The 11,174-nt window shown below is 62.5% G+C and carries 10 protein-coding genes; all 10 read left to right on the top strand.

Going from position 1 to position 11,174, the window contains the following annotated elements; genetic code table 11:
- Positions 1 to 58 precede the first annotated feature (58 nt).
- The 10 genes from ACA062_RS13740 to ACA062_RS13695 all read left to right on the top strand — a co-directional run bounded on the left by ACA062_RS13740 (position 59) and on the right by ACA062_RS13695 (position 11,094).
- Positions 59 to 808: a PAS domain-containing protein gene (locus tag ACA062_RS13740; protein WP_497456861.1), complete on the top strand. Its 750-nt coding sequence runs from the start codon at positions 59 to 61 to the stop codon at positions 806 to 808.
- Positions 809 to 1,036: 228 nt separating this feature from the next.
- Positions 1,037 to 1,855: an ABC transporter substrate-binding protein gene (locus tag ACA062_RS13735; RefSeq protein WP_497456860.1), complete on the top strand. Its 819-nt coding sequence runs from the start codon at positions 1,037 to 1,039 to the stop codon at positions 1,853 to 1,855.
- A gap of 10 nt (positions 1,856 to 1,865) precedes the next feature.
- Positions 1,866 to 3,644, top strand: a complete 1,779-nt coding sequence (gene lhpI / locus ACA062_RS13730; RefSeq protein WP_497456859.1) for a cis-3-hydroxy-L-proline dehydratase — start codon at positions 1,866 to 1,868, stop codon at positions 3,642 to 3,644.
- Positions 3,637 to 4,302, top strand: a complete 666-nt coding sequence (locus ACA062_RS13725) for an amino acid ABC transporter permease (protein ID WP_497456858.1) — start codon at positions 3,637 to 3,639, stop codon at positions 4,300 to 4,302. Before lhpI ends, ACA062_RS13725 begins: the two co-directional genes overlap by 8 nt.
- A 10-nt stretch (positions 4,303 to 4,312) precedes the next feature.
- Positions 4,313 to 4,963: an amino acid ABC transporter permease gene (locus ACA062_RS13720; RefSeq protein WP_497456857.1), complete on the top strand. Its 651-nt coding sequence runs from the start codon at positions 4,313 to 4,315 to the stop codon at positions 4,961 to 4,963.
- Positions 4,956 to 5,678 carry an amino acid ABC transporter ATP-binding protein gene (locus ACA062_RS13715; protein WP_497456856.1) on the top strand — a complete coding sequence of 241 codons (723 nt, stop codon included), beginning with the start codon at positions 4,956 to 4,958 and terminating at the stop codon, positions 5,676 to 5,678. Before ACA062_RS13720 ends, ACA062_RS13715 begins: the two co-directional genes overlap by 8 nt.
- 157 nt (positions 5,679 to 5,835) lie before the next feature.
- Complete coding sequence (locus tag ACA062_RS13710; protein ID WP_497456855.1) at positions 5,836 to 6,864, top strand: trans-3-hydroxy-L-proline dehydratase; 1,029 nt, start codon at positions 5,836 to 5,838, stop codon at positions 6,862 to 6,864.
- A 113-nt stretch (positions 6,865 to 6,977) separates the two neighbouring features.
- Entirely contained in the window at positions 6,978 to 7,895 is a 918-nt protein-coding gene (locus ACA062_RS13705; RefSeq protein WP_497341252.1) for a dihydrodipicolinate synthase family protein, read from the top strand.
- 71 nt (positions 7,896 to 7,966) lie between these two features.
- Positions 7,967 to 9,364 (top strand): fosfomycin efflux MFS transporter AbaF, encoded by a 1,398-nt coding sequence (abaF, locus tag ACA062_RS13700; protein ID WP_497456854.1) that lies wholly within the window; start codon positions 7,967 to 7,969, stop codon positions 9,362 to 9,364.
- Between the two features lie 149 nt (positions 9,365 to 9,513).
- Positions 9,514 to 11,094, top strand: a complete 1,581-nt coding sequence (locus ACA062_RS13695; protein ID WP_497456853.1) for an aldehyde dehydrogenase (NADP(+)) — start codon at positions 9,514 to 9,516, stop codon at positions 11,092 to 11,094.
- Positions 11,095 to 11,174 lie beyond the last annotated feature (80 nt).

Genomic DNA, 11,174 nt, shown 5'->3' with positions numbered 1-11,174 from the left:
TTCAGGTCCGCTGCCGAGTCTTTATGATCCCGGGCATTGCCACCAGACGCCCAGCGCCATGTATGCCTCGCTCACGACCTTCAAACCCTGCGACCTGCCAACCCTGCTGAGCAGCCTGCAACCGATCGCGGCGCTGCTCGACACCCTGTCGGACGTGGTGTTTTTCATCAAGGACAGCGAGGCGCGCTACGCCTTCGTCAACCAGACCCTGGCCCGGCGCTGTGGTTTCAAACACACTGACGAGCTGCTCGGGCGTACGGCCGAGACGGTCTTTCCGGAACGTTTCGGCCCCTTGTACACCGAGCAGGATCGACGGGTACTTGCCACCGGGCGCGAACTTGTCGACCAACTCGAACTGCACCTGTATTTCGGAAACCAGCCGGTCTGGTGCCTGACTCACAAACTTGCGTTGCGCGACCAGCAGGGTCATATCGTCGGCCTGGCCGGCATCTCCCGCGACCTGCAACTGCCACAGTCCAACCATCCGGCCTTCCAGAAACTCGCCGCGGTGGACGCGCATATCCGCAACCATTTCGCCCGTCCCATCAGCCTTGCCGAGCTGACGGCAATTGCCGGTTATTCCGTTGCGCAACTGGAACGCCACTGTAAACGGGTGTTCCAGCTCACCCCACGGCAAATGATTCACAAGGCACGACTGGAAGAATCCTCACGGCTGTTGCTGCACACCGACCTGCCGATCACCGAGATCGCCCTGCGTTGCGGTTACACCGACCACAGTGCCTTCAGCCGGCAGTTCCGCGCCTTGACCCGCCTGGCGCCCAGCCAGTATCGCGACAGCCGTCGTTAAAGTGTTCCTTTAATGGGCGCCAGAGGGCGCCTGTGCTCCCTTCTGTAACACCTCCCTGCTGCGCGCCGACGCGCTGCTGGCTCCTTCCCGCCGCGAAAGCCCTCTGACTCAAGGGCTGGAAAATAATTCTGTTCTGGGAGGAAAACAGGCACGTGCATTGCTATTGTTAATATCGTATACGAAATCCTCAATACGATATCTGACAACACTCCACCTAACGAGGCCTCTATGAAAAACCCCGCATTTGCCGTAGCCCTCAGCGCTGTTCTCAGTACCTCCTTCATTGCCACCGCCCAGGCTGACAAGCTCGACGACATCATTGGCTCAGGCAAGCTGCGCTGCGCCGTGACCCTGGATTTCCCGCCCATGGGTTTTCGCGATGAAGGCAACAACCCCGCCGGCTTTGACGTCGACTACTGCAACGACCTGGCGAAAATCCTCGGGGTCGACGCCGAGGTGGTGGAAACGCCGTTCCCGGACCGCATTCCGGCGCTGGTCTCCGGACGCGCCGACGTGATCGTCGCCTCCACTTCCGACACCCTGGAACGGGCCAAGACCGTCGGCCTGACCGTGCCTTACTTTGCGTTCCAGATGGTGGTGCTGACCCGTGACAACACCGGCATCAACAGCTTCGCCGACATCAAAGGCAAGGCGCTGGGCAATACCAGCGGCACCTATGAGGCCATCGCCCTGGAAAAAGACGTGAAGAGCTGGGGCAGCGGCACCTTCCGCGCCTATCAGTCGCAGAACGACACCCTGCTGGCGGTCGCCCAGGGCCACATCGATGCGACCGTGGTCACCAATACCGTGGCCGCCGCCACCCTCAAGTCAGGCAAATACAAGAACCTGAAAATTGCCGGTAACGCGCCGTACACCATCGACTACGTCTCCCTGGGCGCCAAGCGCAATGAGTACGGCCTGCTCAATTACCTCAATCTGTTCGTCAACCAGCAGGTACGCAGCGGTCGATACAAAGAGCTGTTCACCAAATGGGTCGGCACCGAGATTTCACCCACCGACCTGACCGTGCCCAAGGTCTACTACTGAGATGTCCGGCATGCCCAGGTCCACTTCTCTGACCGCTCGCAGCCTGGTCGCGGGCGCCGCCCAGGGCGCCCTGTTGTTCGCCGATGTCGGCTTGAGCTTCTGGGGCGGGGTCGATCCGTATAGCGGAGAAATCATCGACCGGCACCACCCGCTCAGCGGCGAATACCTGGCCGGTCGGGTGCTGGCCATTCCCAGTGGCCGCGGCTCGTGCACCGGCAGCAGTGTGTTGATGGAACTGATCAGCAACGGTCATGCGCCAGCCGCGCTGGTGCTGGCCGAACCCGATGAGATCCTGACCCTGGGCGTGCTCGTGGCACAGACCATTTTCGAGCTTTCCCTGCCGGTGCTGTGCATCGGCCGGGAGGCTTTCGCCGCTTTGCGCGGCCAGGCCTTCGCTCGGGTCGAAGGGCACTCGGTGACACTGTTCGAACAGCTGCCGGGCGATGCTTGGCAGGCATTCGACGACCCATCGCAAACCGCCGAAACGAGCGCCTCGATCGAACTCACCGTACAGGATCGGGCGCTGCTCGAGGGCGAGCATGGGAAGGCCGCGCAAGTGGCCATGCAGATCGTCCTGCGCATGGCGCAATTGCAAGGTGCTCGCCGCCTGGTGGATGTCACCCAGGCGCACATCGATGGCTGCATCTACACCGGACCTGCGAGCCTGCGCTTTGCCGAACAGCTGGTGCAGTGGGGAGCAACAGTGCGGGTGCCGACCACCCTCAATTCAATTTCCGTCGACCGGCGCCGCTGGCGTGAGTTGGGCATCGATCCGGCACTCGGCGTACCGGCCAGTGCCTTGGGCGATGCGTATATGGCGATGGGCGCGCAGCTCAGCTTTACCTGCGCGCCCTACCTGCTCGACAGCGCGCCGAAGGCTGGCGAGCAGATCGTCTGGGCCGAATCCAACGCGGTGGTCTACGCCAACAGCGTGCTCGGTGCGCGCACCCTGAAATACCCGGACTACCTGGATATCTGCATCGCCCTGACCGGTCGCGCGCCGCTGATCGGCTGCCATCTGGACGCGCAACGTAAAGCGGGACTGCAGATCGAATTGCCCGCGCTGGGCGAATTGGACGATGCCTTTTACCCACTGCTCGGTTACCACGTCGGCACACTGGCCGGCAGCCGGATTCCTTTGGTACTGGGACTGGAGCAACGCAAGCCGAGCCTGGACGATTTGAAAGCCTTCGGGGCGGCCTTCGCCACCACCTGCGCCGCGCCGTTGTTTCATATCGCCGGGGTGACGCCGGAGGCACTCGACCCGGCGCAGGTGTTGGAGCCGGACGTCCCCCTGCCGGTGAAAACCATCGACCTGAAAGACCTGCTACTCAGCTGGCGTGAGCTCAACAGTGCCCGCGACAGTCATGTGGATGTGGTTTCCCTGGGCAACCCGCATTTCTCCCTCAGCGAGTTTGCCCACCTGGCGCGACTGTGCCGGGGTCGGCACAAGCACCCTGACGTGGTCCTCGCCATCACCTGCGGCCGTGCCGTGCTGGAGCAGGCCCGCGAGGCCGGGCATATCGCCGTGATCGAAGCCTTCGGCGCGACGCTGGTCACCGACACCTGCTGGTGCATGCTCGGCGAACCGGTGATCCCGCCAGCGGCAACCACCTTGATGACCAACTCCGGCAAGTACGCCCATTACGCACCCGGGCTGGTCGGTCGCAAGGTGCACTTCGCCAACCTCGCCGAGTGCGTCGACGCGGCCTGTAACGCCACCGCCAGCGGTCTTCTGCCGGCCTGGCTGCAACCTGCTGCCTCACTGGAGAGCCCCGCGCATGTTTGATTACACCTTCCAATGGCGCGCGACATTGCGCGCCCTGCCAGACATGTTGGCCGGCGCCTGGGTCACCTTCGAGACTGCGGCGCTGTCGATGATCTTCGGGGTGCTGATCGCCCTGGCCCTGACCGTGATGCGCGAAACCAAAAACCCACTGCTGCGCGGCATCGGCAATGGCTGGGTGTCGATCGCCCGTAACACGCCGTCGCTGTTCCAGATCTACGTCCTGTATTTCGGCCTCGGCTCGCTCGGCCTGCATGTCAGCTCCTGGTTCGCCCTGCTGGCCGGGATCACCTTCAACAATGCCGGCTACCTGGCGGAAAACTTTCGCGGCGGCCTCAAGGCGGTGCCCGGCACGCAAGTGCGCGCCGCGCGTTCGCTGGGCATGAGTGCCTTCCAGGCCTATCGGATGATCATCGTCCCGCAGTTGCTGCGGATCGTGTTCTACCCACTGAGCAACCAGATGGTCTGGGCGGTGTTGATGACGTCGCTGGGGGTGATCGTCGGGCTGAACAATGACCTCACTGGCGTGACCCAGGATTACAACGTCAAGACGTTCCGCACCTTCGAATATTTCGCCATCGCAGCGGCGCTGTATTACCTGATTGCCAAGGCGATCGTCGCAGTAGCCCGGCTGATGGCCTGGCGGCTGTTCCGTTACTGAGGACGCGACCATGTTTACCACCAGTTTTTCCGCGAATGACCTGCTGTTCCTGCTTAACGGTGCCTGGGTCACGCTGCAACTGACGTTCTGGTCGATCATCCTCGGCTCCTTTGCCGGGCTGCTGTTCGGCTTGCTGCGGGCGCTGTTGCCGCGCGCCAGTCTGCCACTGGCCTGGGTGCTGGACGTGTTCCGCAGCGTGCCGCTGTTGATCCAGTTCGTGTTGTTCAACTCGCTCAAGAGCATCGTCGGTTTGAACATCAGCGCCTTCAGCGTCGGCTGCATCGTGCTCGGGGTCTACGCCGCCGCGTACTTCACCGAGATCGTGCGCAGCGGCGTGCTCTCGGTGCCATTTACCTTGCGCCGGGCCAGTCGCTCGCTGGGTTTGAGCTTCCTGCAGGACCTGCGCTGGATAGTGCTGCCGATGGCCTCGCGCGTGGCCTTCCCCGGCTGGCTGAACCTGGTGCTCAGCGTAATGAAAGACACCGCGCTGGTGATGTGGATCGGCATCGTCGAATTGTTGCGTGCCTCGCAAACCATCGTTACCCGCATCCAGGAACCGCTGCTGGTGCTGTGCATTGCGGGCCTCATCTACTACGTCATGAGCCTGGTGGTCGCGCGCCTCGGTGCTCGTCTGGAAAGAAGGTGGCAAGAAAATGATTGAGATCGACAACGTACATAAATCCTTCGGCGACCTCGACGTGGTCAAGGGCGTCAGCCTCACGGTAAACAAGGGCGAGGTGGTGTCGATCATTGGTGGCTCCGGTTCGGGTAAATCGACCCTGCTGATGTGCATCAACGGTCTGGAGCCGATCCAGAAAGGCAACATCCGCGTCGATGGCGTCGAGGTCCACCACAGCGCCACCGACCTCAATCGCCTGCGGCAGAAGATCGGCATCGTGTTCCAGCAATGGAACGCCTTCCCGCACCTGACCGTGCTGGAAAACGTGATGCTGGCGCCGCGTAAAGTGCTGGGTAAAACCAAGGCAGAGGCCGAAGAGCTGGCGGTCCGGCAACTGACCCACGTTGGTCTCGGCGACAAGCTCAAGGCGTTCCCCGGCAAGCTGTCCGGCGGCCAGCAACAGCGCATGGCCATCGCCCGCGCCCTGGCCATGTCGCCGGACTACATGCTGTTCGACGAAGCCACCTCGGCCCTCGACCCGCAGTTGGTGGGCGAGGTGCTGGACACCATGCGCATGCTCGCCGAAGACGGCATGACCATGGTCCTGGTGACCCACGAAATCCGCTTTGCCCGGGATGTGTCCGACCGCGTGGCGTTCTTTCGCAATGGGCTGGTGCATGAGATCGGCTCGCCGGACCAGGTGATAGGTAACCCGGTGCACGCGGAAACCGCGGCGTTTCTCAAATCGGTGAAATAACCAATGGCCAAATCAACCCTGTAGGAGCTGGCTTGCCAGCGAAGATTGCAAGGACGACGCGTTTATCCAGACTGCACGCGTCATCGTTGACGACCATCGCTGGCAAGCCAGCTCCTACAGTGATCGAGGCCCAGACAGACAAAACAAGGAACAAACCATGCGCTCATCGAAAGTCATCCACGTAGTCAGCTGCCACGCCGAAGGCGAAGTCGGCGACGTGATCGTCGGCGGCGTCGCCCCTCCCCCCGGCGCCACCGTGTGGGAACAGTCGCGCTGGATCGCCAAGGATCAGACCCTGCGCAACTTCGTGCTCAACGAACCCCGCGGCGGCGTCTTCCGCCATGTCAACCTGCTGGTGCCGGCCAAGGATCCCCGGGCACAGATGGCCTGGATCATCATGGAACCGGCGGACACCCCGCCAATGTCCGGCTCCAACTCGCTGTGCGTCGCCACGGTGCTGCTCGACAGTGGCATCCTGCCGATGACCGAACCGCAAACCCGGTTGGTGCTCGAAGCCCCCGGCGGCCTGATCGAGGCTGTGGCCGATTGCCGTGACGGCAAGGTTGAACGGGTAGAAATCAAGAACGTGCCCTCCTTCGCTGACCGCCTTGACGCCTGGATCGAAGTCGAAGGCGTTGGCTCGTTGCAGGTCGACACCGCGTACGGTGGTGACAGTTTTGTGATCGCCGATGCCAAGGGCCTGGGCTTTGCCATTCGTCCCGACGAGGCGGCCGACCTGGTTGAGGTGGGGCTGAAAATCACCCGTGCGGCCAATGAACAACTGGGCTTCGTCCATCCGTTGAACCCCGATTGGTCGCATATTTCCTTTTGCCAGATCGCCGCGCCGATCGTCATTGAAAATGGCATCGCCACCGGCGCCAATGCGGTGGTCATTCAACCCGGCAAGATCGACCGCTCGCCCACCGGCACCGGCTGCTCGGCGCGTATGGCGGTGTTACAGGCCAAAGGTTTAATGCAGGTGGGCGAGCGTTTTATCGGTCGCTCGATCATCGGTTCCGAGTTCCACTGCCGCATCGATTCGCTGACCGAAGTGGCCGGACGCCCGGCGATCTATCCGTGCATTTCCGGCCGGGCGTGGATCACTGGCACCCATCAATTGTTGCTCGATCCAGGCGATCCCTGGCCACAGGGCTATCGCCTGTCGGACACCTGGCCCGGAGCCTGATATTTCCCGGACAAACGGCTACAGAACCCCCTGTTTATTTGCAAAAAGCACTAGCCGAGCTTCGTCATTTTAAATATCGTATACGAAATACAATAATTGAACCGGAGGCAACAATGAGCAAGCGCATTAACTGGAGTGGCGTCTTCCCCGCGGTGACCACTCAATTCAACGACGACTTCTCCATCAACCTGGAAAAAACCCACCAGGTGATTTCCAACGTGATCCGTGACGGCGTATCGGGCCTGGTGGTGTGCGGTTCGGTGGGGGAAAACACCTCGCTGAGCGCCGAAGAAAAAATCGCCGTGACCGAAGTTGCGGTCGACGCCTCCCGCGGTCGCGTGCCGGTGATCTGCGGTGTGGCCGAATTCACCAGCCTGCAAGCGGCCAAAGTCGCCAACGCGGTGCGCCGGGTCGGCGTCGACGGCGTGATGCTGATGCCAGCGCTGGTCTACGGCTCCAAGCCCTTCGAGACGGCCGAGCACTACCGCTACGTGGCCAAGAATGCCGACGTGCCACTGATGGTCTATAACAACCCGCCGATCTACAAAAACGACGTCACCCCGGACATCCTGATTTCCCTGGCCGACTGCGACAACGTGGTGTGCTTCAAGGATTCCTCCGGCGACACCCGGCGCTTCATCGACGTGCGCAACGAAGTCGGCGACCGTTTCGTGCTGTTCGCCGGCCTCGATGACGTGGTGCTGGAAAGCATCGCGGTAGGTGCCGAAGGCTGGGTCTCGGGCATGTCCAACGTGTTCCCCAAAGAAGGCGAGACCATCTTCCGCCTGGCCAAGGCCGGTCGCTTCGCCGAAGCCATGCCGATCTACGAATGGCTGATGCCGATCCTGCACCTCGATGCCCGTGCCGACCTGGTGCAGTGCATCAAGCTCTGTGAAGCGATTGCCGGTCGCGGCAGCGCCCTGACCCGTCCGCCACGCCTGGCCCTGCCGGAAGCCGATCGGGTGTTCGTCGAGCAGATCATGGCCAAGGCCCTGGCCAATCGTCCTGAACTGCCGGACGTCGGTCTCTGAGTGATTGCCGGGCCGGCCCTTGCGGCCCCGGCCCGGCTGCCTGTCTTTGCGCCTCTACAGGAAACGCCAGCATGTCCAATCCTCACAGCACTTCCCGCGCAACTACACCTTCGGGACTCAAGCGTGTCGTGGCCGCCGCCATGGCCGGCACCGTCGCCGAATGGTATGAATTCTTCCTCTACGGCACCGCCTCGGCCCTGGTCTTCGGCCAACTGTTCTTTCGCCAGACCGACAGCCCGATCGACGGCATCATCGCCGCCTTCGCCCTGTATGCGGTCGGCTTTCTCGCCCGGCCGCTGGGTGGCCTGGTGTTCGGTCACTACGGTGACAAATTCGGCCGCAAGCGCCTGTTGCAACTGAGCCTGGTGGTAGTCGGCATCACCACGTTCCTGATGGGTTGCCTGCCGGGCTTCGACCAGATCGGCTACGCCGCGCCGGTGTTGCTGGTGCTGCTGCGATTGATCCAGGGCTTCGCTTTCGGCGGTGAATGGGGCGGCGCGATTTTGCTGGTGTCAGAACACTGTCCAGACAATCGTCGGGGATTCTGGGCCAGTTGGCCGCAAGCCGGCGTTCCGGCCGGCAACCTGGTGGCCACCGTCGCCCTGCTGCTGTTGTCTTCAAACCTGTCAGAAGAGCAATTCCTGGCCTGGGGCTGGCGCGTCGCGTTCTGGTTCTCGGCGGTGGTGGTGCTGATCGGCTACTGGATTCGCACCAGCGTCGATGACGCCCCGATCTTCAAGGAAGCCCAGGCGCGCCAGGCACAGAACAAGCAACAGCAACTGGGGGTGGTCGAAGTGCTGCGGCATCACTGGCGCGCGGTGCTGGTCGGCATCGGCGCACGGTTTGCCGAGAACATCCTCTACTACACCGTCGTGACGTTCTCGATCACTTATCTGAAACTGGTGGTGCACAAGGACACCTCCGAGATTCTGTTTCTGATGTTCGGCGCGCACCTGCTGCACTTCTTCATGATCCCGCTGATGGGTTACCTGTCCGACCTGGTCGGGCGCAAACCGGTGTACCTGACCGGGGCGATACTCACGGCGTTCTGGGGCTTTATCGGTTTCCCGATGATGGACACCGGCAATAACTGGCTGATCATCGGCGCCATCACCCTGGGCCTGGCCATCGAGTCGATGACCTATGCGCCCTACTCGGCGCTGATGGCCGAAATGTTCCCGACCCATGTGCGCTACACGGCACTGTCCCTGTGCTATCAGGTGGCGCCGATCTTCGCCGGTTCCCTGGCACCCTTGATCGCCATCACCCTGCTCAACAAGTACCACAGCTCGACACCGATCGCCTGGTACCTGGTGGGTGCCGCGCTGATCTCCATCGTCGCCGTCGGCCTGACCCGGGAAACCCGTGGCAAGTCGCTGCACCTGGTGGACAGCGAATCCGCGGCGCGCATTGCCGCCCTGGACAACGCCGAACCGGCCGCCACCCGCCGGGGCGATTCGCTGGCTTGAACCGATCGTTGTTGTAGGAGCGAGCTTGCTCGCGAAGAACGTTAACGATGACGCGGGTTTCCTGAATAAACGCGTCGCTCTCGAGTTCTTCGCGAGCAAGCTCGCTCCTACAGGGGACTTGGTCCCACCTTTTTTGACAGGAGTTTTTCATGCCCCAGATCCTCGGCCACAACTACATCGGCGGTACCCGTAGCGCCGCTGGCAATATCACCGTGCAAAGCCATGACGCCAGCACCGGTGAAACGCTGCCGTACTCGTTCATGCAAGCCACCCTTGAAGAAGTGGACGCCGCCGCCCAGGCCGCTGCGGCCGCTTACCCGGCCTTTCGCAATTTGCCGGCGAGCCGCCGTGCGGAGTTTCTCGAGGCCATCGCCGCGCAACTGGACGCTCTGGACGAGGAGTTCATCGCTCTGGTAACCCGTGAGACGGCGCTGCCGACCGGGCGCATCCAGGGCGAGCGCGGACGCACCAGCGGGCAGATGCGCCTGTTCGCCCAGGTTCTGCGCCGTGGCGACTTTTATGGCGCGCGCATCGACCGGGCCTTGCCCGAGCGCCAACCGTTGCCGAGGGTTGATCTGCGCCAGTACCGGATCGGCGTCGGCCCGGTCGCGGTGTTCGGCGCGAGCAATTTCCCGCTGGCGTTCTCCACCGCCGGTGGTGATACCGCTGCCGCGCTGGCCGCCGGTTGTCCGGTGGTGTTCAAGGCTCACAGCGGACATATGGCGACTGCCGAACGGGTCGCCGATGCGATCATTCGCGCCGCCGGGCAAACCGGCATGCCCCAGGGGGTGTTCAACATGATCTACGGCGCGGGTGTCGGCGAAGCGCTGGTCAAGCACCCGGCGATCCAGGCCGTGGGTTTTACCGGCTCGCTCAAGGGGGGGCGCGCGCTCTGTGACATGGCCGCGGCACGGCCACAGCCGATTCCGGTATTTGCCGAGATGAGCAGCATCAATCCGGTGGTGCTGTTGCCTGAAGCATTGCGGTTGCGCGGCGAGCAAATCGCCAGCGAACTGGCCGCGTCGGTGGTCCTGGGTTGTGGTCAGTTCTGCACCAACCCCGGACTGGTGATCGGTATCCGCTCCCCCGAATTGAGCGCATTCATCGAGCGTCTCGGCGCAGTGATGGCCGAACAACCGGGGCAGACCATGCTCAACAGTGGCACGCTCGACAGCTATGGCAAAGGCCTACAGGCCTTGCTCGCACATCCACGAATCACTCACCTGGCCGGACGCGACCAACAGGGCAATCAGGCTCAGCCCCAGCTGTTCAAGGCCGACATCAACCTGCTGCTCGATGGCGATCCGTTGCTGCAGGAAGAAGTCTTCGGCCCGACCACGGTGCTGGTGGAAGTGGCCGACAAGGCCGAACTGCAACGGGCGCTGCAGAGTCTGCACGGGCAACTCACGGCTACGCTGATTGCCGAAGCCGACGACTTGCAAACCCATGGCGAACTGCTTCCACTGCTGGAACAGATGGTCGGCCGGGTGCTGTTCAACGGCTACCCGACCGGGGTCGAAGTCTGCGATGCGATGGTGCATGGCGGCCCCTACCCGGCTACCTCCGATGCGCGAGGCACGTCGGTCGGCAGCCTGGCTATCGAGCGTTTCCTGCGGCCGGTGTGCTACCAGAATTGCCCGGATGCACTGCTGCCCGATGCGCTGAAAGATACCAATCCGCTGGGTATTGCACGGCTGCTCGATGGCAATAGCCAGCGCGAACCGATTTAAAGAAAACTGCAGCAACTTCCTGTAAGCGCGAGCTTGCTCCGGGCGGCGTTCCGACGATGGCGTCGTGTCAGTCAACGATG

It is taken from the genome of Pseudomonas sp. LBUM1679, assembly GCF_059695565.1.
Note: the sequence above shows the minus strand (reverse complement) of the source record. Positions and strands in the feature narration are given on the sequence as shown.

Coding starts and splice junctions, on each gene's coding strand:
- ACA062_RS13740 (WP_497456861.1), top strand. CDS start 59: ATGTATGCCTCGCTCACGACCTTCAAACCCTGCGACCTGCCAACCCTG.
- ACA062_RS13735 (WP_497456860.1), top strand. CDS start 1,037: ATGAAAAACCCCGCATTTGCCGTAGCCCTCAGCGCTGTTCTCAGTACC.
- lhpI (WP_497456859.1), top strand. CDS start 1,866: ATGCCCAGGTCCACTTCTCTGACCGCTCGCAGCCTGGTCGCGGGCGCC.
- ACA062_RS13725 (WP_497456858.1), top strand. CDS start 3,637: ATGTTTGATTACACCTTCCAATGGCGCGCGACATTGCGCGCCCTGCCA.
- ACA062_RS13720 (WP_497456857.1), top strand. CDS start 4,313: ATGTTTACCACCAGTTTTTCCGCGAATGACCTGCTGTTCCTGCTTAAC.
- ACA062_RS13715 (WP_497456856.1), top strand. CDS start 4,956: ATGATTGAGATCGACAACGTACATAAATCCTTCGGCGACCTCGACGTG.
- ACA062_RS13710 (WP_497456855.1), top strand. CDS start 5,836: ATGCGCTCATCGAAAGTCATCCACGTAGTCAGCTGCCACGCCGAAGGC.
- ACA062_RS13705 (WP_497341252.1), top strand. CDS start 6,978: ATGAGCAAGCGCATTAACTGGAGTGGCGTCTTCCCCGCGGTGACCACT.
- abaF (WP_497456854.1), top strand. CDS start 7,967: ATGTCCAATCCTCACAGCACTTCCCGCGCAACTACACCTTCGGGACTC.
- ACA062_RS13695 (WP_497456853.1), top strand. CDS start 9,514: ATGCCCCAGATCCTCGGCCACAACTACATCGGCGGTACCCGTAGCGCC.